The 24,230-nt window shown below is 57.1% G+C and carries 23 protein-coding genes; 11 read left to right on the forward strand and 12 right to left on the reverse strand.

The genetic code is table 11. The features are described from left to right. Positions 1–40 precede the first annotated feature (40 nt). Both ACR0M2_RS02655 and ACR0M2_RS02660 read left to right on the forward strand, forming a co-directional pair. Positions 41–1,171, forward strand: coding sequence for a polysaccharide biosynthesis/export family protein (locus ACR0M2_RS02655; protein ID WP_480703970.1), 1,131 nt, complete (start codon positions 41–43; stop codon positions 1,169–1,171). Beyond that, complete coding sequence (locus ACR0M2_RS02660) at positions 1,171–3,171, forward strand: capsular polysaccharide biosynthesis protein (protein WP_480703971.1); 2,001 nt, start codon at positions 1,171–1,173, stop codon at positions 3,169–3,171. The genes ACR0M2_RS02655 and ACR0M2_RS02660 overlap by 1 nt, the downstream gene beginning before the upstream one ends. Here the strand turns inward: ACR0M2_RS02660 and ribD are convergent. The 6 genes from ribD to ACR0M2_RS02690 form a co-directional block, all read right to left on the reverse strand. Beyond that, positions 3,168–4,268 (reverse strand): bifunctional diaminohydroxyphosphoribosylaminopyrimidine deaminase/5-amino-6-(5-phosphoribosylamino)uracil reductase RibD, encoded by a 1,101-nt coding sequence (gene ribD, locus ACR0M2_RS02665; RefSeq protein WP_480646263.1) that lies wholly within the window; start codon positions 4,266–4,268, stop codon positions 3,168–3,170. The two genes, ACR0M2_RS02660 and ribD, sit on opposite strands and share 4 nt — an antisense overlap. Further along, positions 4,265–4,735: a transcriptional regulator NrdR gene (gene nrdR, locus ACR0M2_RS02670; protein ID WP_005983889.1), complete on the reverse strand. Its 471-nt coding sequence runs from the start codon at positions 4,733–4,735 to the stop codon at positions 4,265–4,267. Before nrdR ends, ribD begins: the two co-directional genes overlap by 4 nt. Before the next feature lie 121 nt (positions 4,736–4,856). Further along, positions 4,857–5,270: a secondary thiamine-phosphate synthase enzyme YjbQ gene (locus ACR0M2_RS02675; protein WP_170348257.1), complete on the reverse strand. Its 414-nt coding sequence runs from the start codon at positions 5,268–5,270 to the stop codon at positions 4,857–4,859. 18 nt (positions 5,271–5,288) lie between these two features. Further along, the gene (locus tag ACR0M2_RS02680) at positions 5,289–5,690 is read right to left on the reverse strand and encodes a hypothetical protein (RefSeq protein ID WP_170409302.1); all 402 of its coding nucleotides are present in this window, start codon (positions 5,688–5,690) and stop codon (positions 5,289–5,291) included. Positions 5,691–5,768: 78 nt separating this feature from the next. Continuing rightward, positions 5,769–6,317 (reverse strand): DUF4166 domain-containing protein, encoded by a 549-nt coding sequence (locus ACR0M2_RS02685; RefSeq protein ID WP_480703972.1) that lies wholly within the window; start codon positions 6,315–6,317, stop codon positions 5,769–5,771. After that, the gene (locus ACR0M2_RS02690) at positions 6,318–6,755 is read right to left on the reverse strand and encodes a thiol-disulfide oxidoreductase DCC family protein (protein ID WP_480703973.1); all 438 of its coding nucleotides are present in this window, start codon (positions 6,753–6,755) and stop codon (positions 6,318–6,320) included. It abuts the gene before it with no gap. A gap of 323 nt (positions 6,756–7,078) precedes the next feature. Between ACR0M2_RS02690 and ACR0M2_RS02695 the strand changes: the two genes are divergently transcribed. Then, a complete protein-coding gene (locus ACR0M2_RS02695) occupies positions 7,079–8,083 on the forward strand; it encodes a helix-turn-helix domain-containing protein (protein ID WP_480703974.1) in 1,005 nt (334 codons plus the stop codon). Between the two features lie 201 nt (positions 8,084–8,284). Here the strand turns inward: ACR0M2_RS02695 and rpoD are convergent, their stop codons facing one another. The 4 genes from rpoD to ACR0M2_RS02715 form a co-directional block, all read right to left on the reverse strand. Continuing rightward, positions 8,285–10,273, reverse strand: coding sequence for an RNA polymerase sigma factor RpoD (gene rpoD / locus ACR0M2_RS02700; RefSeq protein ID WP_170348252.1), 1,989 nt, complete (start codon positions 10,271–10,273; stop codon positions 8,285–8,287). Between the two features lie 114 nt (positions 10,274–10,387). Next, positions 10,388–12,337: a DNA primase gene (gene dnaG, locus ACR0M2_RS02705; protein WP_480703975.1), complete on the reverse strand. Its 1,950-nt coding sequence runs from the start codon at positions 12,335–12,337 to the stop codon at positions 10,388–10,390. A gap of 80 nt (positions 12,338–12,417) precedes the next feature. Beyond that, positions 12,418–12,714, reverse strand: a complete 297-nt coding sequence (locus ACR0M2_RS02710; protein ID WP_170357791.1) for a hypothetical protein — start codon at positions 12,712–12,714, stop codon at positions 12,418–12,420. Between the two features lie 149 nt (positions 12,715–12,863). Further along, positions 12,864–14,294, reverse strand: coding sequence for a Glu/Leu/Phe/Val family dehydrogenase (locus ACR0M2_RS02715; RefSeq protein WP_170374714.1), 1,431 nt, complete (start codon positions 14,292–14,294; stop codon positions 12,864–12,866). 327 nt (positions 14,295–14,621) lie between these two features. On the opposite strand from ACR0M2_RS02715, the gene ACR0M2_RS02720 reads away from it, so the two are divergent. From ACR0M2_RS02720 to ACR0M2_RS02730, 3 genes are all read left to right on the forward strand, one after another. Next, positions 14,622–16,304 carry a TadE/TadG family type IV pilus assembly protein gene (locus tag ACR0M2_RS02720; RefSeq protein WP_170357787.1) on the forward strand — a complete coding sequence of 561 codons (1,683 nt, stop codon included), beginning with the start codon at positions 14,622–14,624 and terminating at the stop codon, positions 16,302–16,304. After that, on the forward strand, positions 16,301–16,831 hold the full coding sequence (locus ACR0M2_RS02725) for a TadE/TadG family type IV pilus assembly protein (protein ID WP_170348247.1): 531 nt from the start codon (positions 16,301–16,303) through the stop codon (positions 16,829–16,831). Before ACR0M2_RS02720 ends, ACR0M2_RS02725 begins: the two co-directional genes overlap by 4 nt. Before the next feature lie 106 nt (positions 16,832–16,937). Next, positions 16,938–17,423: a pilus assembly protein gene (locus ACR0M2_RS02730; protein WP_170357785.1), complete on the forward strand. Its 486-nt coding sequence runs from the start codon at positions 16,938–16,940 to the stop codon at positions 17,421–17,423. Here the strand turns inward: ACR0M2_RS02730 and ACR0M2_RS02735 are convergent. Beyond that, positions 17,386–17,877 carry a hypothetical protein gene (locus ACR0M2_RS02735; RefSeq protein ID WP_170393488.1) on the reverse strand — a complete coding sequence of 164 codons (492 nt, stop codon included), beginning with the start codon at positions 17,875–17,877 and terminating at the stop codon, positions 17,386–17,388. The genes ACR0M2_RS02730 and ACR0M2_RS02735 overlap by 38 nt on opposite strands. 147 nt (positions 17,878–18,024) lie before the next feature. Here ACR0M2_RS02735 and ACR0M2_RS02740 point away from each other — a divergent pair, with 147 nt between their 5' ends. Then, positions 18,025–18,936, forward strand: a complete 912-nt coding sequence (locus tag ACR0M2_RS02740; protein WP_480703976.1) for a pirin family protein — start codon at positions 18,025–18,027, stop codon at positions 18,934–18,936. On the opposite strand, the gene ACR0M2_RS02745 is transcribed toward ACR0M2_RS02740, so the two are convergent. Then, complete coding sequence (locus tag ACR0M2_RS02745; RefSeq protein ID WP_170357779.1) at positions 18,933–19,520, reverse strand: TetR/AcrR family transcriptional regulator; 588 nt, start codon at positions 19,518–19,520, stop codon at positions 18,933–18,935. The genes ACR0M2_RS02740 and ACR0M2_RS02745 overlap by 4 nt on opposite strands. Before the next feature lie 99 nt (positions 19,521–19,619). On the opposite strand from ACR0M2_RS02745, the gene ACR0M2_RS02750 reads away from it, so the two are divergent. The 4 genes from ACR0M2_RS02750 (at position 19,620) to recJ (ending at position 24,172) form a co-directional block, all read left to right on the forward strand. Beyond that, entirely contained in the window at positions 19,620–19,868 is a 249-nt protein-coding gene (locus ACR0M2_RS02750; protein ID WP_170513157.1) for a hypothetical protein, read from the forward strand. A gap of 127 nt (positions 19,869–19,995) precedes the next feature. Next, the gene (locus tag ACR0M2_RS02755; RefSeq protein WP_480703977.1) at positions 19,996–21,282 is read left to right on the forward strand and encodes a homoserine dehydrogenase; all 1,287 of its coding nucleotides are present in this window, start codon (positions 19,996–19,998) and stop codon (positions 21,280–21,282) included. 70 nt (positions 21,283–21,352) lie between these two features. Beyond that, the gene (gene glpX, locus ACR0M2_RS02760) at positions 21,353–22,336 is read left to right on the forward strand and encodes a class II fructose-bisphosphatase (protein ID WP_170348240.1); all 984 of its coding nucleotides are present in this window, start codon (positions 21,353–21,355) and stop codon (positions 22,334–22,336) included. Between the two features lie 93 nt (positions 22,337–22,429). Next, a complete protein-coding gene (gene recJ / locus ACR0M2_RS02765) occupies positions 22,430–24,172 on the forward strand; it encodes a single-stranded-DNA-specific exonuclease RecJ (protein ID WP_480703978.1) in 1,743 nt (580 codons plus the stop codon). The last annotated feature ends 58 nt before the right edge of the window (positions 24,173–24,230 follow it).

Consider the following 24,230-nt stretch of genomic DNA (forward strand, 5'->3'; position numbering starts at 1 on the left):
AACAAAAGACCATAACAAAAACGACCGAGGATTACCGGCAGTGCAGCGCTTTCCAATCCGATGGATACGGGGGATATCCCTTGTGACCGCAATTGGCCTGTTGGCCGGGTGTCAACTTCCGAAATCAGGGCCCAACAAGTCTGAAATTTTGGCGGGCTCCACGGAAAAAGGTGGCAATGCTTTTGTGGTCGAAGTTGATGACCGCGTCGCAAAGGCCACTTCGGCCATCCCTCAATACGGGTTTTCGTCCTCTTTTCGCAGTGCGCAACGCCTGGCGGCTGACACTGTTCGCCCCGGTGACGTCCTTGGTTTGACGGTTTGGGAAAACGTCGATGACGGCTTGTTGTCCGGTGAAATAAGCTCCTCCACTATCCTAGAACAGATACAGGTCGACAGCGACGGTTTTATCTTTGTGCCGTATGCCGGACGCATCCGAGCCTCGGGCAACACGCCCGAGCAACTGCGCCAACTGATCACCAGCGAACTGCAGGAACAAACACCTGATCCGCAAGTCGAAGTGCGCCGTGTCGCAGGGGATGGCGCAACCGTTTCGCTTAGCGGGGAAATCGGGGCAGCGGGCATTTATCCAATAGAGCGGCCAAGCCGTACCCTGTCCGGAATGCTGTCGCGGGCCGGCGGCGTTGCCGTGGGTTCGGACATCGCGCTGGTGACGCTGATCCGCGGAAGTGACCGCGGGACGGTGTGGTATGACGATCTGGTGCGCAATCCCCAGTTGGACGTCGCACTGCGCGGTGGAGACCGCATTCTGGTCGAAGCTGACAGCCGGTCCTACATCGCGCTTGGGGCCACCGGACAGTCGCGTGTGGCGTTCGACACACAAGACCTTTCGGCGCTTGAAGCTCTAGCACAGGTGGGCGGTTTGCAATCCCTGTCCTCGGACCCGACCGGTATTTTCGTACTACGTAAGGAACGGCAGGACATCGCGCGCAACGTCATGGGGCGCCAGGATCTGCAGGGCGATCAGCGCATGATTTATCTGTTGAACCTGACCGCGCCCAATGGATTGTTCGTCGCTCGGGACTTCGTCATCCGTGACGACGACACGATCTATGTGACCGAAGCCCCGTATGCGCAGTGGAGCAAATCGATCTCTCTGATCGCTGGTGGCCTGACACCGGTTGCAAACGTCGCCACGCTGACGGGCGGCTGATGCAACTTGACCCAACAGCCGGGGCACAACGGACCCGGTTGCTTGTCTATAACGGTGGTTTCCTGACCCAACGCCGCATACGGCGCATCCTACACCTCAATGGTTACGACATCCGGCTGGGTCTTCCCCGCGACGGAGACGTAGTGGGTGTTTGGGGCAACAGCCCAACTGCGCATCGCGGCTTTAGCATCGCGGCCCGACACAACGCACCGATTCTACGTGTCGAAGACGCCTTTTTGCGCTCGTTACATCCTGGGCGCACGGGTGAGCCGCCGCTGGGATTGTTGCTTGATCGGTCGGCGGTTCATTTCGATCCTGCGCAGCCTTCGGATCTTGAAACCCTACTGGCCACGCATCCGCTGGACGATACCGCCCTGCTGAACCGGGCCCGGTACGGGACCGAAAGGATGCGCGAATTGCACCTCAGCAAGTATTCTGCCGTCGATCCCACCCTGCCCCCACCTGAACCGGGTTACGTTCTAGTGGTCGATCAGGCGCGAGATGATGCCTCGGTCACGGCCAGCGCGGGTGATGACGCACGCTTCCGCGAGATGCTGGTCATGGCACAAGAGGAAAACCCAGGTGCCCGTGTCCTGATCAAGACACATCCCGAAACCGCCGCCGGACATCGCAGCGGGTATTACTCGGATCAAGATATGACCGACCGGGTTTCGTTTGTAACCGAGCCCATCAGCCCATGGACTCTGCTAGAGGGTGCGGTCGGCGTCTACACCCTGTCATCGCAGTTGGGCTTTGAGGCTATAATGGCTGGCCACAAGCCGCGTGTCTTTGGCCAGCCCTTCTATGCCGGATGGGGGCTGACACAGGATGAGGTCTATTTCCCTCGCCGCCAGCGCAACCTGACCCGGGCGCAGTTATTTGCCGCAGCAATGATCCTCTATCCTACATGGTACGACCCATACCGGGATCAGTTGTGCGAGTTGGAAACTGTGCTGGACACGCTCGAGGCGCAAACGAGGGCGTGGCGTCAGGATCATAAGGGGTGGACAGCCTCCGGCATGCGGCTGTGGAAGCGCAAACACCTGCAAGAGATGTTCGGTCGCGAAAAAAAGATTCGCTTCACTCCGACCCCGCCCGATACACCCGACTGTCCGCATATGGTTTGGGCCAACCACGCCCGCGATGCGGAAGGCGCAATCAGGATCGAGGACGGTTTTCTGAGGTCCCGCGGGCTTGGCGCCAATCTGGTGCCGCCCCTGTCTTTGGCAACGGACGATCTGGGCATCTACTACGACCCGACACATCCAAGCCGGTTGGAGGAATTGATCACCGCACGTGAAACCCTGCGCCCGGATCAGGAATTGCGGGCCGAACGGTTGGTGGCGCAGATCGTTTCGGGCCAACTCAGCAAATACAATACCGGCGGAGCGCCCCCGGAACTGCCCGAAGGGCATCGCATTCTGGTTCCGGGTCAGGTCGAGGATGATGCCTCAATCCTGCTTGGCACTACGACTGTCCACACAAACACCGACTTGCTGAGGGCCGCGCGTGAGGCGAACCCAAATGCGATCCTGATCTATAAGCCGCATCCTGATGTCGAGGCCGGACTGCGCGAAGGGTCGATTGGCGACGAAAGTCTCGCCGACGTGATCGCCACAGACACCGATCCAGCCGCGTTGCTGGCCCAAACACACGAAGTCTGGACGATGACCTCTTTGCTTGGGTTCGAGGCCCTGTTGCGCGGGGTCCGTGTGACCACGCTTGGGGCCCCGTTTTATGCTGGGTGGGGGTTGACGAACGATCTGGGAACGGTACCGGCGCGACGTGGCGCAAGACCGTCCATCTTGGGTTTGGTTCATGCCGCGTTGATCGATTATCCACGATACCTCGATCCGCTTACCAGTTTGCCCTGCCCTGTCGAAGTCGCGTTGCTACGCCTGACAGAGGGCAATGAACAAAAGAGCAGTATATCCCTGCGCTTGTTATCGAAACTGCAAGGCGCGCTTGCCACGCACGCTCGCCTATGGCGTCGCCGCTAACGCAGCGCCCTCGCCCAGCGATGCAAAACATCCGGCCCGATGGCGCGGGTTTCTATCAGGTCAAACCGGGGGGCCGCGTCCAACTTGTCCAGCCCCATTGATCCAATGGCGGGCAAGCCTTCGGCACCAATTGTCAGCCCCGCGCTAAAGCCCACCAGCTCATCCACCAGATCATCGGCTAGCAAGGACGCCGCAAGCGCCGACCCACCTTCGCAGAAAACGCGCGTCAACCCGGCCTGCCCAAGTTGTTGCAACAGGTCAGCGGCATCTATGTGATGTTCCTGCAGCGCACAGGGGATCAGACGTGCGCCCAGCCCCTCCCACGCGCGGGCCCGATCGGCATCAGGGGACGGACCATGGCATAACCAAACCGGTATCTCAGCAGCCGTACGTGCCAATTGCCCCATCAGCGGAATATCCATGTGGCGTGACACTACCACTCGCACTGGCTGCGCCTCGACCCCCAGATCGCGAACAGTCAGAGACGGATCATCAGCCCTCGCTGTCCCTGCTCCGACTATCACCGCATCATGACGCGCGCGCATCGCGTGGACCGCCCGCCGCGCTTTCGGTCCCGTAATCCACTTGCTGTGACCGGTCGACGTCGCAATGCGCCCGTCAAAACTGCTGGCCAGTTTGAGCGTCACAAACGGGCGCCCCTGTTCCGTCTTCAGGAAAAACCCCGCGTGATCACGTGCAGCTTGTTCAGCCAAAACACCGGTGGTGACCTCAATCCCAGCCTCGCGCAGCATGGCAAACCCCTGTCCTGCGACGCGCGGATCGCTGTCCTCAATGGCGGAAACCACCCGCGACACACCTGCCTTGATCAGCGCCTCGGCGCATGGCGGTGTTTGACCGTGATGAGAACAAGGTTCCAGTGAGACATACGCAGTTGCGCCGCGCGCGGCCTCGCCCGCTTGGGCCAGCGCCTGGGTTTCACCATGCGGTCGACCACCAGGTTGGGTCCAGCCACGCCCGACGATCCGACCGTCGCGCACGATAACACACCCTACCGCAGGGTTGGGCCAACACGTGCCCTGACCGCGCTGCCCCAATGACAAGGCCAGCGCCATATATCGCTTATCTGTTTCGCTCACTCGTCCGTCGAAGGCTGCGGCGGGCGCAGTTCGTGGACAAACTCCTCGAAGTCATCGGCCGCCTGGAAATTCTTGTATACACTCGCAAAGCGAACATAAGCCACGGTGTCGATCCGCGCCAGAGCTTCCATAACGATCTCACCGATCTTGCTGGACGGGATATCGGTTTCACCCATGCTTTCCAGACGGCGGACAATGCCCGAAATCATCTGGTCGATCCGGTCAGGATCAATGGGGCGTTTCTGCATCGAAATGCGGATCGAACGTTCCAGCTTATCCCGGTCGAAATCCTCTCGTTTTCCGTTGGTTTTGATCACCACCAGATCGCGCAATTGTACACGTTCATATGTGGTAAAACGCCCCCCACAAGCGGGACAAAACCGACGTCTGCGGATCGCGACGTGATCCTCTGCCGGGCGTGAATCTTTGACCTGAGTGTCGATATTACCGCAAAACGGGCAGCGCATTCGCCCTCTCCTCGTCCCTTGTTCCGCTTCTTATTGTAAGCGCAGTGGCTTAGTTATCCACAACTATAGGGCAGCCGCTAGGATTTGGGTAGTCGGAAATTTTAACCGCTAGATCATGAATCTACGCGAAATGCGCAGCAACCTTTCGGTGATGCGGCGCAGTTCGATGTTCAAACAGATATATACCCTGCCAAGTGCCCAGAACGGGCTGTCCAGACACCACAGGAATCGACAGGGAAACCGGCAAAAGCGCGGCTTTGATATGGGCTGGCATATCATCGGGACCTTCATAGGTGTGCCGCAGATACGCCATCGACGGGTGATCCGACGGCGGCACCAGCCGATCGAAGAACGCACGCAAATCCGCCTGCACTTCGGGGTCCGCGTTTTCCTGAATGACCAGCGAACAAGAGGTGTGCCGCACGAACAGTGTCAGCAACCCATCCCCCCCGACTGAGTTCAGCCAGTCACGCACATCCGGAGTGAACTCATAAAGTCCGGGACCCCGCGCTGAAATTAAAAACTCGGTCTTCATTAGGTGGACAGGCCTGTATTAGTCAAAGATTGGCCGAGCAGTACACCGGCCATTGGCGGCCGAAACTGACATACTGAAACCCGGCTGAAACCCCGCCGAGAAAACACCACTGCTTTGCTGCTGAACGGTCTCCGGTGCCGTAAGCGAAAACTGCACGGCTGTTCTGCGCCCCGTGGCCTCGCTTGGACCATAACCACGCTTGACGTAAATCCGCTGTTGCCAACTGGCGCCCAGTGTTCTGCGGGCAAAATCAGAGGCCGCACACCAATACCCGTCTACATCGGTCCGTCCGCGCGGGATCACCTCAAAGACTGTGTTGCTAAGCGCTACGGTCTGATAGCCAAACCGAGCGAACGTCGCTGACGCTGGAGTGGTCAATACAAGCGCCGCGAATACGGCATAAGACATAACCTTTTTCATAGTCACACTCTTTCCTGTTTCGAGGTAGGTATTGACCTAGTGTACTCTGAATTCAAACAAAGCCGGTTCACGATGAATTCAATCCGGGTCCATCTGTACGTGAACAAGTTTCAACCAGCCGCTATACCGGATCAATACCCCAAGGCCCGGCACTTTGGCCGAGACATCAAAGCAATAATCCCCTGTTTCGCTCTGCCATTCTACGGTTGATGAGCGTGGCAGCAAAAATGCCGGGCAACGAAGACCCAAAATGCTCAGGCCCCGGATGTGGATCAACAGGCGTTCAGCTTCGACTTCGGGCTCCAGCCACAGCGTCAGCCAGCCCAGCCTTTCACGAACGCAATCTGCGCCGTGATCAAATGTCAGGAGGGATCGAGTCGTGTGGCCATCAAAATCACGTACCCACTGCCATGTGTCATCGTCACGGTCTATCCGAACTTGCACCGGTATGTCGTTGGCGCTTCGAGGAAACCGTCCGAGGTGCAAAGCAAGCCTGATCAACCACCCTCGTCCCTCGACAATATCGCACCGTCCCACGTAGTGACCTGTGTTGGAATGCAACTGCTGAAGGGCCAAGGGCACTTCTACCCCGGCAGGAAGGGATTGCAAAAACGGATCGGGTTCCACTCAAAATCCCTCGGGCAAAAAACGGGATCGCAGTGCGGCATCCGGGGTCATACAGGTCGGATTGCGTCCGAAAATCTTGTACCTGTTGCGTGCAATGGCATGATAAAGCGGGTCTTTAATCCAGCTGGGCAGGAACCTACAAAAAGACAAGATCGGCCAAATCCCCGGCAGCGCGCCCATCGCCGCGGCGAAGGCATCCAGACGTTGATGTACATTGCCGTTCACGATCACCAGGTTGGTTTCAAAATCCTGCATGGGCAATCCAAGCTCTTGGTACAGCCTTTGCCCTAGCGGCGATTGCGCCGTTGCGAATTTAAAACGCTGCGCTTTATCCCTTATCGTCATGAATTGAAAAAAACCTGAACACAGAACACATTCCCCATCAAAAACAATGGCATCCTGAGCATCCACCAATTCTGAGACGGCAAAGTTTGGCATATCTGTTGCGCCCGTTAGCTTTCCTACCCGCACCCTTTCACCATGGTCCGGACCGGGCAATGCGACATGAGGCCGTCTGATTCAAACGCGTGAATGTGCCGGGGAGCCACCGGTTTTGGTGGTTTTTTATCCAGGGCTCTGACCTCATCCCCACAAGGTGCTGACCCGACAACGGACGGGAAATACAAAATGTCTGACCTTGGGTCTTGTGTTTGCCGGCCAAAACCATTCGAATTCCAGACATTGAAGCAATACATGGGATCGACAAACGCCCAATACGCAACAACGGCATTAAACCCGATTGAAAACACGGTGGAACAGCCATGGAAGTTGATATCGCCCGCATTCAGTTATTGACCAAAGCGCTTGATCAACGAACAAACGGCACCGAAGCATCTGACCGTATACTGGAAAAGTGTAAACTCTCACGGGATAGAATTGCAGCGCCGACAACAACGTGCAGCGCCCATCAAGAAGCCCTGTTTGCACGCTATGCCTGCGATTCCGTCGGAGATATTACCTTTGCCGCGCAGACCGGGTTGCAGTTTTCTTCGTCCTCTAGCCTGACGGCGTATATCAGTAAGTATTCGCGCGACCTGCGGCAGGTGATCGAAAATACCTCGCGTTTTCATATGTTCATCGACCCGGCCATAGCCTTTGCACTGCGCCTTGCCGGAAACTTTGCCACCATTGAGGCCGAATGGAAGGATGCCAGTTTTGCCCGGTATCACCGCCGGACCGAATTCCTCATGTTCGCCGGATTGGCCCGCATGCGCACCCTGACGCAATCGAATTTCCGTCCGATTGAGATACGGTTTCAGCACGAGGTTGGGAAAAGCAGAGAAAAATTTCAAAAACTTGCAGGGTTTCCCGTTGTTTTCGGTGCAGAGAGACTGGAAATCGTCTTTGCCGTATCCTCGTTGGATTTGCCGGTTCCGACCTACGATTCAAACCTGCGCGCGCACCTTCTGGAATATGGTGAACGTGTCCTGGCAGAGCGACGCTCGCCCAAGCAAAAACTGCGCGCACAGGTCGAAGGGCTGATTACCCGCTCGCTGCCCGGCACTGTCATTCACGCCGATGAGGCCGCCGCAAATCTGGGGATGAGTCCGCGCACCTTCACACGGCGGCTCAAGGAAGAAGGGGCAACCTATCGTGATATCGTTGACGATCTTAGATGCGATCTGGCGCAAACCTTTATCACCAACGGCATGGCGCTGTCCGAGATTGCCTATTCGCTGGGCTACGCCGATCAACCGGCCTTTTCGACCGCTTTCAAACGCTGGACCGGTCAGGCCCCCAGCACTTTCCGCAGTCGTCTGGATTAATCGGATGCGCTATATGGCAAGTGGCCGGGGGTCATCAGCCGCAAAGCCTCACCCCGGCCTGTCCCATGAGTGGACAATGCGGATATAAATAGGTGCAGGGGTCTTGCCTTGTGACTTCCCGCCAAATTGATTTTTCCAATGGACAATGTGAAAGCGCGTGGGGTGAAAGAAAAAAGGCGCCACTCTCGGGGCGCCTTGGTTTTATTGATCCAGGAAAGACCGCAGTTTTCGCGACCGGCTGGGATGTTTCAGCTTGCGCAACGCTTTCGCTTCGATCTGACGGATACGTTCGCGGGTCACACTGAACTGTTGACCGACCTCTTCCAGCGTATGGTCGGTGTTCATGCCGATGCCAAAACGCATGCGCAGCACCCGCTCTTCGCGCGGGGTGAGCGAGGCAAGAACCCGTGTCGTCGTTTCCTTGAGGTTTTCCTGAATGGCGCTGTCCAGCGGCAGCACGGCATTCTTGTCCTCGATGAAATCGCCCAGCTGGCTGTCTTCCTCGTCGCCAATCGGCGTCTCAAGGCTGATCGGCTCTTTGGCGATCTTCATCACCTTGCGAACCTTTTCCAGCGGCATCTGCAGCTTTTCAGCCAGTTCTTCTGGCGTCGGCTCGCGCCCGATCTCGTGCAGCATCTGACGGCCGGTCCGAACCAGCTTGTTGATCGTCTCGATCATGTGGACCGGAATACGGATTGTACGGGCCTGATCCGCAATTGAGCGCGTGATCGCCTGACGAATCCACCAGGTCGCATAGGTCGAGAACTTATAGCCGCGGCGGTATTCGAACTTGTCTACCGCCTTCATCAGGCCGATGTTGCCTTCCTGAATAAGATCAAGGAATTGGAGGCCGCGGTTCGTGTACTTTTTGGCAATCGAAATCACCAGGCGCAGGTTTGCCTCGACCATTTCCTTCTTGGCCTGCCGCGCCTCTTTTTCACCCTTCTGAACCTGCTGCACGATGCGGCGGAATTCGGGGATGTCGAGACCGACATATTGCCCGACCTGAGCCATATCGTTGCGCAGTTCCTCGACTTTGGCAGTCGAGCGTTCGATGAACATCTGCCAACCCCGACCGGGTTTTTCAGCCATCTCGGCCAGCCAGTTCGGGTCCAGTTCACGGCCACGATAAGCGTCGATAAACTCGCGACGATTGATACGGGCTTGGTCCGCCAGCTTCACCATCGCGCTGTCCAGCGACATGATACGGCGGTTGATGCCGTAAAGCTGGTCGATCAGCGCTTCGATACGGTTGTTGTGCAGGTGTAGACCGTTCACCAGTTCAACAATCTCGGCCCGTAGCTTTTGATAGGTCTCTTCGTCCTTGGCGCTGAACGTGCCATCTTCGTTCAGCGTGGCCGAAATCCGGCTGTCCTGCATTTCCGAAAGCATCGCGAAATCGGTCGAGATTCGCTCCAGCGTGGTCAGCACCTGATCTTTCAGGGCCGCTTCCATCGCGGCCAGAGACATGTTGGCCTGATCATCTTCGTCATCATCGTCATCATTGGCGATCGGATTGCCATCCGCGTCCAGTTCCGGTCCGCTGTCCTTGGCTGGCTTTGCCGCCTGTACGGCTGACGTGTCGACGACCGGTTCTTCGACATCGCCGTCTTCGTCCAACTGGTTGCCAAATGTGGCCTCCAGGTCAATGACGTCACGCAGCAGAATGTCTTCGGACAACAATTCGTCGTGCCAGATGGTAATCGCCTGGAAGGTCAGCGGGCTTTCGCACAGACCGGCGATCATGGTGTTGCGACCGGCCTCGATCCGCTTGGCGATCGCAATCTCGCCCTCACGGCTTAGCAGTTCGACGCTGCCCATCTCGCGCAGATACATGCGTACGGGGTCGTCAGTGCGGTCCAGCTTTTCCGTTGCAGCACCGGACAACGCAACCTCACGGTTGCTTTCCGTGGTGGTCAGTTCGGTCGAGCCTTTGTTCTCTTCCTCTTCGGCCTCTTCATCTTCGATGATGTTGATGCCCATTTCGGACAGCATCGACATAACGTCTTCGATCTGTTCCGAGCTGACCTGGTCAGGCGGCAGCACCTGATTGAGCTGGTCGTAGGTGATGTAACCTTTCTCGCGGGCCTCGGCGATCATCTTCTTGACGTTGGCCTGGCTCATGTCCAACGAGATTTCCTGTTCCTGCTCGTCGGATTTGCGGTCTTCGTTCGTATCCTTGGCGGCCATTCAATGCTCCTGCAGGGATGGGTGATTCGTTTCAACCGAATCATTAGCGCGTAGAAGTGATTCGGCCACCCGTTTACCTGTTTTTCTTTTCCAGTGCCTTACGAAAACACCACTTCACCGGCGTTTCCGTTCAAAATTGATGCCCGACATGATTGCCTTGAACGCATCTTTCTCGTCGCGGTTGATCCGCGCGCCATTGTCGGCAATGTCGAAAACGGCCCTGTCCTCGTTCTGGCTACGGCTTGTGCGGTTGCGTTCTTCGGCGGCTTGCGCCAATCGGTACGTCAACGCCTCATCGGCCAGATCGGACAGTTCCTCTGCAGCTTCGGCAATCTCAGCATCCAACCCCCGGAGCGCTTTGATCTTTGCGAGTTCCTCGGCCAGAGTCATCTCGGCCTTTTCAACGTCGCCTGGTTTGTACACACAGGGGATTACTGCGACATGGCGAAGGGCCAGCAGGTTTTCAAGGGCTTGGGGCCCCAAAGTATCGGCAATGTGGTCTTTCAGGTTGTCAGGATCATCAATCGCGTGACGCAGGATCGCATGGCGCAGGGCTGCATGGTCGGAATCGCGGCACTCCATATCCTCCAATTGATGCTCAAACTGCACAACGACTTCGGGGTTTAGCGCAGCAATTGCAAGAATAGCCGCTTCGCGCAGTTGAATCTCGGCACCTTCGGATGAGGCCAGAAACGATGCCCGCGCGTCAGGCGTTGCTGGCTGTTTCTGCGGTTGCCACTTGCCCCGAGGTTTCCATTGGCGGTTCCCAGATTGCCGCTGCGGGCGGAACAATTGCCACCGCAGATCCTTAATCTCTTGCCCGTAATGAGAGCGGATCGAAGGGTCACGGATCAGTTTGATCTTGTCCCTCAGCACCTTATCCAACGCTGCCTTACGTTCCGGGCTGTCAAAGACCTTGCCATCGGTTTCGCGCTGCCACAGCAATTTGACCATCGGAATGGCCCCATCCAGCACAGCCTGCACCGCCCCTGCCCCTTCGGCACGCAACAGATCGTCGGGGTCCTTGCCTTCGGGCATCAGGGCAAAGCGCAGGGATTTCCCGGCCTCCAGCAACGGCAGAGCCAGATCAACCGCCCGCATGGCGGCCCGCAGACCCGCCGTATCGCCATCCAGTGCAATGATCGGCTCGTCCGAGATACGCCATAGCAATTGCAACTGATGCTCGGTAATCGCGGTACCTAGCGGCGCGACCGAGGCACTAAACCCAGCCTCTGCCAGAGCAATCACGTCCATGTACCCTTCGGCCACGACCAAGGGCAGCCCTTTGCCCGCAGACTGCCGTGCGGGCCCGTGGTTATAGAGGCTGCGTCCCTTGTCGAACAAATCAGTCTCGGGTGAGTTCAGGTATTTGGCATTGTCGGCCGGGTCCATCGCCCGCCCGCCAAAGGCGATGCAACGCCCGCGCGGGTCGCGGATCGGGAACATGATCCGATTGCGGAATGTGTCATAGGGCTTTTTGCCCTTGTTCGACGGCTTGGCCAAACCCGCACCTAGGATCAGATCCTCGGTCACATTCTTGCCGCGCAGATGATCCCACAGCGCCTGCCAGCCATCTGGGGCAAAGCCGATTTCCCATCGCTCCAACGCCTGCGCGTCCAGTCCACGGCGGCTCAGGTAATCACGTGCCGCTCCCCCTGCCCCGGTCTTGAGTTGCAGGCGGAAGAATTGCACCGCCTGCTCCATCACCTCGGCCAGTTGCGAACGGCGGTCCTGCTTTTCCTGTGCTTTGGGATCGCGCGCGGGCATCGGCATTCCGGCCTCGCGCGCCAGAATCTCAACTGCTTCGATGAACGATACATTCTCGGTTTCTTTCACAAAGCTGATCGCATCGCCTTTGGCATGGCAACCAAAGCAGTAGTAGAACCCCTTTTGATCATCGACGTGGAATGAGGCGGTCTTTTCATGATGAAACGGGCACGGTGCCCACATGTCACCCTTGCCCTGATTGGACTTGCGCGCATCCCACATGACCTTACGCCCAACAACCTGAGACAAGCTCAGCCGGGTGCGCAGTTCATCCAGAAATCCGGGGGGCAGTGACATGGGTTAAACTTGACAGAAACAGGAACGCGCGCCAAGGGTATGACGCGCGTTTGTCCACAGGGAAATGATGGTGCTGTGGATTATTGCTGCAAACACAGCTCAAGCCACGCGGCGCCCAGATCCTTTTTGCGCACGTCGCGCATCTTTTGCTCGTAAACCCAGGGGGCGATCAACGGAATGGCCGCGTTGTAGTTCTCGGGCCAGGTCGGGCTTGTATCAGCCACCGCCTGCGGTACGTCGCGCTCCTTGACCCTGTCCAGACGCGCCTTTTGGATTGCCGCAACGACATCAGCCTGATACTGGCAGCTTTGTTCTTTGGTTTCCTCAGCAGCCAGAGGTGTGGCCAACAAAAGGGCCGCGATGGCGGTACGCAACATGGGGATCTCCCGGAATCGTTTCTTTCGCGGCAGCTTACCTGTCAGGCGCACTGCCTGCCATCTTCCTTTTCACCGCTTGCGATCAATTTAGGTCGGACAGCAACAGGGGCAATCGGATCGTGGCCCGACCGCCCCTGTAATGCAAAGGATCAAAGCCCTTTGGCGCGGTAGCTTTTCGAGACGCGATCAATGGCTACGATATAAGCCGCCGTCCGCAGATCTTCGACATCATCACGGCTGTGCCAGACCTCGCGCATGGATTGGTAGGCAATGCGCATCGTGTCATCGAGGCCCGAACGAACCAATTCCAGCTCATCCGCACCTTTGAGGTATTTGGCCTTGAAGTCCGGGGACATCGACCACGCATCGCCCAGATACCGATCCAGCCGCTCCAACTCGCTGACGATCAACTCGTGGCGCGCTTCTTCCTGACGACGCTGCATCCGGCCAAAGCGGATATGGCTGAGGTTTTTCACCCATTCAAAGTAAGACACCGTCACACCGCCGGCATTCGCGTACATGTCCGGAATGATCACGGTGCCTTTTTTGCGCAGGATTTCATCCGCACCCGCCGTCACAGGACCATTCGCCGCCTCGATGATCAAGGGTGCCTTGATCCGTTCGGCGTTGGCTAGGTTGATGACACCTTCAAGGGCCGCCGGAATGAGGATGTCGCAGTCTGCTTCTAGAACCTCGGCACCTTCGGCAGAATGCGTTGCATCCGGATAGTCGCTAACACCGCCATGCTTGACGATCCACTGCCGGACCGATTCAACGTCAATCCCGTCGGGATTATAGAGCGCACCATCCCATTCAACGATACCGACAATACGAGAGCCGTCCTCTTCACTCAGGAACTTTGCGGCGTGATATCCCACGTTGCCCAACCCCTGCACGACAACGCGTTTGCCGTCCAGCTTGCCGGACAGGCCTGCCTTCTGCACGTCCTCAGGGTGGCGGAAGAACTCACGCAATGCGTATTGAATGCCTCGCCCTGTGGCTTCGACACGTCCGGCGATACCACCGGCATTCAGCGGCTTGCCGGTGACACAGGCACGCGCATTGATATCGGTTGTGTTCATTCGTGCGAACTGGTCCGCAATCCACGCCATCTCGCGCTCGCCCGTGCCCATATCGGGCGCAGGCACGTTCTGAGACGGGTTGATCAGATCGCGCTTGGCCAATTCATAAGCAAAACGCCGCGTGATCTGTTCCAACTCATGTTCTTCATACTGCCGGGGATCAATGCACAAGCCACCTTTCGAGCCGCCAAACGGTGTCTCAACCAATGCACACTTGTAAGTCATGAGTGCCGCCAGAGCTTCGACTTCGTCCTGGTTCACGGCCAGAGCATAGCGAATACCGCCCTTGACCGGCTCCATATGCTCAGAGTGAACCGACCGATATCCGGTGAAAGTATGAATCTCACCCCGCAGGCGAACGCCGAAACGCACGGTGTAGGTCGCATTGCAGACCCGGATTTTCTCCTCCAACCCCGGCGGCAGGTCCATCAGGGACGCTGCCCTGTTGAACATAAGGTCCACACTCTCGCGAAAGCTGGGTTCTTTAATGGCCGTCATTTAATCCTCCGTGCCAGCGAACGGTTTACGTTCTGACGTTTTGTCGCACCCATTGGGTAAACGATCAATAATTAAGCAGAAATAAAACTCGAAAAACGCATCAAAAATACTGTGACGGTCGCTGAGTCGCCCAATTCGGCACCCGACTTCGAAATTGTCGCCCAACCGAAGACAGAAGCGCCCATCGCCCGCGAATTATCCCGCTTTTGCTTGTAAATCAGTCAAGTCAGCAGCTTTTTCGCCTAAATCCCGCCACGATTCGGCGTTAATTTTTGAGAGTTAATATTTCCTTAGCAGTTTGGATGTCTGCTCAGCGAGGTCATCAAGATGAATAAGCGCGTATTTCAAAGCGGCTCAAAGAGATCTGAAAAAAAGGCTTCGGTCGCCCGCCGTTTCGCCAAAGACGAAGGTGGTGCGGTATTCACGCTTTTTGTGCTTATCGGCCTTCTGATGATGTTTGCGACAACCGGTCTGGGCGTCGACATCATGAAGTTCGAGCGCGAAAGAGCGACGATGCAAGCAACGTTGGATCGCGCTGTCCTTGCTGCTGCCAACTTGGATCAAGTTGATGTTGACCCCAAGCTGGTGGCTGAAGAGTACATCAAGAAATCTGGGTTGGGTGACGTCAACTACGACATCGAGGTCATTGAAGGCATCGGATCTCGGAAAGTGATCGCGTCGGCAGATAAAACCGTCACAACAAACTTCATGAGGTTTGTGTACATCGACACTTTGACCGCCTCAGCGACAAGTACCGCGGAAGAATCTGTTGGTTCTGTTGAAATTTCCCTAGTTCTGGACATGTCCGGTTCGATGACTCGGGCATCCGCCACGGAAGGCCGATCCAAAATTGCGGTTCTGCGCGATGCGGCTAAAAGTTTCGTGGACACAATGTATGAGAAAGAAAATCCGGATAAGATTTCAATCTCGATCATCCCCTACGCCACGCAAGTGAACGCGGGCGAGGATATTCTGGGCAAGTTCACAAACGTAACAAATGAACACAATTACTCGCATTGCCTGAACTTTAGCTCATCAGATTTCCGGCAGGCTGCTTTGGACCCAACCGCCTCGTTTGACCGCACCGCCCATTTTGATCGCTATCGGACAAGCAGAACGCAATGGGAAGAACCCAGGTATCTTACTTGCCCAACGCGGGACGGTAGTGAAATCACCGCTCATACAAACGATATCGATAAATTGCATGACCGGATCGACGATCTTACGGCGCAGGGCAACACTTCGATCGACATCGGCGTAAAGTGGGGCATGGCGTTGCTGGACCCCGATTTTCAGGACATCATAAATGACTTGTCGGCACAGAGAGTCAGCTCGTCTTCGACCGAGACCATTGTTCCTGCTACTTTCGGTGACCGTCCGAAAAACTATGAAGACGATGTAGAAAAAATTCTCATTGTGTTTACCGATGGCGAAAATACCTCACAATACAGGCTGGAAGAAGATCTGCGTGACGGGAATTCGGATGTCTGGTTCAACGCTGGATACACGCATTGGGACGGCAAAGTAGGTGAATACAGCGTCAGAATTACGGAACCTGGCGTAGAACCGCCCGTTTATTATTGGTCCCGTCAGCAGGAATACCGTAACCACCGTCATGGCGATCAAGAGGATGGTGATGCCATTCGCCTGACTTATCCTGAATTGTTCAACCGTGCGTCTCTGCGCTGGAATGCCGAAAACAACTACCGCTTTGACAGCAATCGTATCAACAACTGGTATTACGGTGCATATAACTCTATCGGTTCGTCCACTAAAAATATTCGCACCTCGGATATTTGTGCGGCCGCTAAAAATAAGGGTGTGATCGTCTACGGCATTGCCTTCGAAGCACCTGCAGTCGGCGTGACCACCATCGAGGATTGCGCCAGCAGCCCCAGCACAGTTTATGCAGTCAACAGCGATGGGACGTTGGGCAGCGCCAATCTGACCCTTCAACAGGTGTTCGAATCCATCGCTGCTTCGATCAAACAATTGAAGTTGACGCAATGACCCGTGGGTTTCTGAAAAATATACTACGGTTCAGACGGTCCGAGAAAGGCGGGTTGGCGGTTGAGTTCGTCATCCTGTTCCCCTTGTACCTCGTCGTCATACTGTGCGCCGTGGAATATGCACTGGTTTCCGTAAAACAAGTTATGCTGGAACGTGCTGTCGATATGGTTGTCCGTGATATTCGCCTTGGGACCGGATCAGGGCCCACGCACGATCAAATCAAGGATGCAATTTGCGAAAGATCCCTGGTAATTGACGATTGCACGAGTAACTTGCAGCTGGAAATGATCCGTCAGAGCGCCTTCACTGGCGTCACGCTGCCTGTGTCACCGGACTGTACGGACCGTGCGGAACCGACAAAACCCGTTCGGGAATTCACGAATGGTCCGGCAAATGAGCTGATGATCTTGCGCGCTTGCGCACAGATTGATCCGGTTTTCCCCGGATCAGACATGGCAGTCGCCTTAGTCAGTGACGATGGTGTGATCTCTCTAACTTCAACGACCGCTTTTGTTCAGGAGCCTTGATACAATGCGTTTTCTTACTAGAATCCGACAGTATCTGAGAAGCTCCGCACGGCGTGAGAGCGGGAGCCTCACCCTGGAGTCCCTGCTGTTATTCCCGATCTTCGTTATGACGATCTCGCTGACCTACACGTTCTTTGACGGCTTTCGCCAAAGCACTTTGAACGTGAAAGCCGCGTATACGGTAAGCGATCTGCTCTCGCGGGAAAAAGACACTGTTACTGACACTTACATCGAGTCCATGCACACCCTGATGCAACGGATGGTAAACAGCACCGCCGAGATGAGATTGCGTGTGTCATTCATCCGGTATTTCGAAAACGGTGGCGACGACTACTACGATGTGGAATGGTCAACAACCTGCGGATTTCCCGGGATATGGGACAACGGCAATATCGACAGATTGCGCGACCGACTTCCACCCATGGCCGACCTAGAGCCGATGATTATCGTGGAATCGTCAAACGATTATGAATGGACAGTCAAGCCCGCCTGGCTGGATACCGACTATCAATTCGAGAATTACATCTTCACGCGTCCGCGCTTCGAAAATCAGATTATTGGGGTTGTTTCTCAACAGGGCTGCCAGTCGTAACCAGAGCCTGCAGTATTTCGCACATAAACTTGGTTTCGGCGGCCGTTGTTACCCCGCCGACACCCACCCGGCGTCCCAATCGCCACCACAGGCCAGGCGCCCAGCTATTTTCGGCACTTTGCCGTGTCTTTAGAAGAAACCCGTTTGAGGGTTTGAACGCAAAGACACCCCGGTCAATGCTCTCGATATCTTCGACTTTGGCAATCAGCCGCCCTGCCCCGGTTCTGAGTTCGGTTTGCGTCAACTCGATCGCATCATCGGTCGCGAACCACATTCGGTAGGCCAACCAGAAAGACGCACCACCCACCACAAGCAGAAAAACCAGCCATATCGGTTCGGATGGATGCGACAACGCGACATACAGAACAAGCACACCGACACAGCCCAACATTCCGGTGCCCAGCCAACGTCTGGCGATTGAGGGCCTGATGGTGGCCAAAACCTCTTGATGCATGTGACTCCCCGATATTTTCGTCACGGTTTAACGTTTTTGTTCCGGGAAGGACAGAGGGGTAGATTTCCGCACAGCACCCGTTCATTTCTGCTGATTGACCAGACTTGCGCTTATCATACATGCAAACCAAAGCTATTGGAGGTCACAATGTCCCTACGACCAGTTTTGGAAACCCGCAAATCCACACCAACGCTTGAGGGCGCGGGGGTCAAATTGCACCGCGCGTTTGGGTTTCAGGACCCATCTGAACTGGACCCATTCCTGCTTTTTGACGACTTTCGCAATGAAAACCCACAGGATTATCAGGCGGGTTTCCCATGGCACCCTCATCGTGGCATCGAAACGATCACCTATGTTCTGGCTGGCACGGTTGACCACTCGGACTCATTGGGCAACAGCGGGACATTGGGCGCCGGAGATGTGCAGTGGATGACAGCCGGGTCTGGGATTTTGCATCAGGAAATGCCGACAGGTAACGCCGCTGGCCAAATGCATGGTTTCCAGTTGTGGGGCAACCTGCCCTCGGCACAGAAAATGACTGCGCCGCGCTATCAGGACGTGCAAAGCAGGGACATCCCGGAAATCACCGATGATGACGGAACAACTGTGCGTGTGATTGTAGGAGAGTTCTGGGGTAAAGCCGGTCCGGTCGATGGGATCGCAGCCGACCCGCAATACCTAGACATTCAAATCCCCGCAGGGGTCAAGAAAACATTCCGGATAGATACCTATCGCCGTGCCTTCGCATATGTGTTTGAAGGTCAGGCTGCCTTTGCCGACGCGTCGCATCCTACTGGCGTCCTGCTGGAAAAAGAGGTTGCAGGGCAAGAAGTTAACATTCGGGACATGTCCGGTGATCGAACCCTTGTGCGCTTTGGCAGCGGCGATGAGATCACGGTGCAGGCCGGCCCTGAGGGTGTGCGATTCCTTTTGATCTCAGGGGCACCGATTGCCGAACCTGTGGCTTGGCACGGCCCCATTGTCATGAACACACGGTCCGAATTGGAACAGGCCTTTCGCGAATTGCGTAATGGCACGTTCATTCGACCAGCACACTAGATCGAGACCGATCTACGCACCATGTCCCAATAGACCTGCTCAACTTCGTCCAGCGACAAACGCCCTCCGGCGCGATACCAAGTCATCACCCCGTTCAGCATGGCAATGACGGCGAGGGTGGCGATCTTGGTATCCGCGATATCGAACACCCCGCCCTGCTGCCCGCTGCGCAAGATGGTCTCTAGCGCGTTTTCATAGCTGCGGCGCAAGGCCTCGATTTCCGAGAAGTTTTCCGGTGTCAGGTTGCGCAATTCCATATAGGCAATGAACACCTCATCTGGGCGCTCCAGGTGAAAGCGGATATGAAACCCTACGAACTGGCGCAACGCCTCGGACGCATCGGCAGGATGGTCAAGATCGTCATAAGCCAAAAGCAGCTCTTGCATGTGTTCGTGCATCAGACGGTATAGCAGGCTTTGTTTATCCGGCGTGTAGTTATACAGAGCCCCTGCCTGCACCCCGACCTCGGACGCGATCTGGCGCATCGAGACGGCCGCATAGCCGTGACGGGCGAACAAACCCAGCGCCGCCTTGCGGATGCGTGGGCCGGTAATATCGGAATGTGAACCTTGCGTACGTGCCATTCCCACACCGTATCTGAACGTTTGTTCAGATAGAACCCCGCTTGAACCAAACCACTAAAAGGTGCATCACAGTTTCAGTTGATGTTGAAAGAGTTCTGCATGAAACCCCTGCCTTTGCTGATACTGATGCTCGCATGTGCCGGATGCACCGATATTCCAGAATTGGAAGGGCGCGAGTTGCCGGAGCTGGAGTCGGCACGCTATCCTAAACTTATCCCGCTGCAGGAAAACCTGGGCCCCGCCGTTGATCCGGTGAACGAGGCCGCCGTGGTCGAAGAAGACTTGATTGCGCGGCGTGAGGAACTTGAGAAAAAGTCAGAAGAACTCCAGAACGCGGAAATCAACTAAGCCCCTACGATTCAGCCCCGTCCGGGACCAGGACGCATTGCACCCTAGCGCTGAACCCGCTAAGGCAGCGCTGAACGGGCAAACGGCCCGAAACCACGGAAATTTCGAGCGGAAAGGAACCCACGGGATGACACAGGCGCTGCGGCTGGGAATTGCGGGCTTGGGAACGGTTGGCGTGGGTGTCGTAAAGATCATCCGCCGCCACGCAGACCTGCTGCAGGCGCGCACGGGCCGATCTGTCGAGATCGTTGCCGTTTCGGCGCGCGATGCGAATAAGGATCGCGGTGTGAACCTGTCGGACTACGCCTGGGAAACCGATCCCGTGGCGATGGCGAAGCGCAATGACATCGATGTGTTTGTCGAACTGATCGGCGGCGAAAACGGCCCGGCCAAAGCCTCGGTCGAGGCGGCGCTGGCCACTGGCAAGGACGTGGTGACCGCCAATAAGGCGCTGCTGGCGATCCACGGTCAGGACCTAGCCGAAAAGGCCGAAGCAGCCGGTCGTGTCATCCGGTTCGAGGCCGCCGTTGCAGGCGGTATCCCGGTGATCAAGTCGCTGACCGAAGGGCTGGCCGGAAATGAGATCACCCGCGTCATGGGCGTGATGAACGGAACCTGCAATTATATCCTGACCCGCATGCAATCGCAGGAGCTGGGCTATAACGCGCTGTTCGAAGAATGCGCGCAGCTTGGGTACCTTGAGGCCGATCCGAACCTGGACGTTGGCGGCATCGACGCGGCGCATAAGCTGGCGTTGTTGTCTTCGATCGCTTTTGGCACCAAGCCGAACTTCGATGGAATCCAGATCGAAGGCATTCAGCAGATCACCCTGGAAGACATTCATCAAGCCGCCGATATGGGCTATCGCATCAAACTGCTGGGCGTCGCGCAACGCTCGGCCCGTGGTTTGGAACAGCGTATGCAGCCGTGCCTTGTGCCCAGCAGCTCGCCCTTGGGGCAGTTGGAAGGCGGCACAAACATGGTGGTGATCGAGGGCGACGCGGTCGAGCAAGTCGTGCTGCGCGGCCCCGGAGCTGGCGAAGGCCCTACGGCAAGCGCAGTGATGGGCGATGTCTGCGATCTGGCACGCGGGCTGCAAATCCCGACCTTTGGTCGCCCCGCAACCTCGTTGCAAGATGCCAAGCCTGCGGTGACCGGACTGCCCGCCCCCTATTATCTGCGGCTTGCCCTCTTCGATAAACCTGGAGCGCTGGCCAAAGTGGCGGCTATTCTGGGCGATGCAGGTGTTTCAATCGACCGGATGCGCCAATACGGGCATACGGAAAGCACCGCTCCGGTTCTGATCGTCACCCACAAAACCACGCGCGCCACGCTGGACGTTGCCCTGAACGGGCTACGGGACACCGATGTGGTGGCGGATGAGCCAGTTGCATTGCGCATCGAAGAGGTTTGACCCTTGCGGCCTGCCCAAGACGCAGGCTATGCCGAAGAAAACGCCGATACTGACCTGAGGATAGTGAAAAATGAGTGCTGCCAAGATTGATTTCAACGACCGACTGTTGTCTCTGGGCCTTGCGCGGGTCGCAGAACAGGCCGCACTGGCGTCCGCCTCTCTGGTTGGGCGTGGCGACGAAAAAGCCGCCGATCAGGCAGCAGTAAACGCCATGCGCGAACAGCTGAACCTGCTGGATATCGCGGGTGTGGTTGTTATCGGCGAAGGTGAACGCGACGAAGCGCCGATGCTGTATATCGGCGAAGAAGTCGGCACCGGAAACGGACCTGGTGTGGATATCGCGCTGGACCCGCTGGAAGGCACCACCTTGACCGCCAAGGACATGCCAAATGCGCTGACCGTGATCGCCATGGGCCCGCGCGGCTCGATGTTGCATGCGCCGGACGTTTACATGGACAAGCTGGCCATTGGTCCGGGGTTCGCCGAAGGTGTGGTCAATCTGGACATGTCGCCCCGCGAACGGGTCGAAGCACTGGCCAAGGCCAAGGGTTGTGAGCCTGCCGATATCACCGTCTGCATTCTGGAGCGTCCCCGTCACGAAGCGATGATCGCTGAAGTCCGTGAAACCGGCGCCTCGATCCGCCTGATCACCGATGGTGACGTGGCCGGTGTCATGCACTGTGCCGAAAGCGAAGAGACCGGCATCGACATGTATATGGGTTCGGGTGGCGCGCCCGAAGGCGTTCTGGCTGCAGCTGCGCTTAAATGCATGGGCGGTCAGATCTTTGGCCGCCTGTTGTTCCGCAACGATGACGAACGCGGCCGCGCCGCCAAGGCAGGCATCACCGATCTGGACCGCGTTTATTCCCGCGACGAAATGGTCACTGCCGACGTGATTTTTGCGGCCACCGGTGTCACCGGCGGTTCGCTGTTGCCGCGCATCAAGCGCGAACCCGGCTGGGTCGAAACCACCACGCTGCTGATGCGGTCGAAAACCGGCTCGGTCCGCCGCATGTCGTATCGCACGCCAATGTGGCCCCACGACAAAGCGTGATGGTTTGCGCCATTGCCTTCGGCGAGAGTATTTGGAAAAAGATGAAGAGGCCGGATCCGAGAGGGTCCGGCCTTGGCGCATAAGAGGCACACCATGAGTTATCTTGGGGTTGAGCAGTCACTATCCGGGCGACGTTGGGTCGGCCCAATGCCCGATGTTGAGCGGGCCGCGGAAATGCTGATCCAACAGGCCGGTCTGCCCCGCGCGGTGTGTCAGGTTCTGGCGCGACGCGGCGTCTCTGCTATGGAGGCGTCCGGGTTTCTGGAACCCAAACTGAAAGAACTGCTGCCTGACCCGCGCGACATGAAGGATATGGAAAAAGCCGCAACGCGGTTCCTGTCAGCGGTCACGAACAATCAGCGGATCGCAGTGTTCGCGGACTATGACGTAGATGGCGCCAGTTCTGCAGCTTTGCTGCTGGTTTGGCTGCGGCAGATGGGCCTGCAGGCTACTTTGTACGTGCCCGACCGAATTGACGAGGGCTATGGCCCCAACGTGCCCGCGATGCAGGAACTGGCCGCCACGCATGTCCTGATCATCTGCGTCGATTGTGGCACGCTGAGTCACGAACCGATTGCAGCCGCCAAGGGCGCGGATGTGATCGTGTTGGATCACCACTTGGGCGGCGAAACTCTGCCCGATTGTGCCGCCGTGGTGAACCCTAACCGGCAGGATGAAAGCGGCGATCTGGGCTTTCTCTGCGCCGCCGGTGTCGTGTTTCTGATGCTGGTCGAAGCCGGACGTCAACTGCGTGAGGCAGGTGTAAAGGGGCCTGACTTGATTGGTCTGCTGGATCTCGTGGCGCTGGCGACCGTGGCTGATGTGGCCCCGCTGATCGGGGCAAACCGGGCGCTTGTGCGACAAGGCCTGAAGGTTATGGCCCAACGGCAAAGGCCCGGTCTTGTGGCGCTGTCGGATGTGGCGCGCATGGACTCGGCGCCTAACAGCTATCACCTGGGGTTTCTGCTGGGTCCGCGCGTTAATGCGGGTGGGCGCATTGGTCAGGCGGACCTGGGCGCGCGGTTGCTTAGCACAGAATCGATGCATGAGGCGCAGGCGCTCTCGCAACGCTTGGATGAATTGAACACCGAGCGTCGTGACATCGAAAACGCCGTACGTGCCGCAGCGTTAGAGCAGGCCGAGGAACGTGGTCTGGATGCGCCGCTTGTTTGGGCTGCGGGTGAAGGCTGGCACCCTGGTGTAGTCGGCATCGTGGCCTCACGCCTGAAGGAAAACGCCAACCGCCCCGCGATTGTCATCGGTTTCGACGGGGATGAGGGCAAAGGCTCGGGCCGTTCGATCTCGGGCGTTGATCTGGGTGCGTCGATCCAGCGGCTAGCGGCCGAAGGGTTATTGGTGAAGGGTGGCGGCCACAAGATGGCGGCGGGGCTGACCGTGATGCGCGACCAGTTGGAACCTGCCATGGCGCGGCTCAGCGAATTGCTGGCCAAGCAAGGCGCGGGTGAAGGCGGTCCGGCCGATTTGAAACTAGACGGCACCCTGATGCCTGGTGCAGCCACTATCGATCTGATCGAACAGATCGAAAAGGCAGGTCCGTTCGGGGCCAGCGCCCCTGCCCCGCGATATGCGCTGCCGGACCTGCAGGTGCGTTTTGCCAAACGCGTTGGTGAATCCCATCTGAAACTGTCCCTGTCCGACGGTGTTGGCGGCGGTCTGGATGCCATTGCCTTTGGGGCCTTTGACGGTCCGATGGGCGAAAAGCTGTCAAATCACGGCGGCGCGCGCTTTCATTTCGCCGGACGGCTGGAAGTGAACACGTGGGGTGGACGCCAAAGTGTGCAACTTCGGCTGGAAGACGCAGCAGAGGCCATTTAAGCCCGATTTCAGGCCTTGGAAAAAACTTTCACGTCCTTGCATTTTTCGGCTTGCGGGG

The sequence above is a fragment of the Ruegeria sp. BE10 genome (assembly GCF_056538905.1).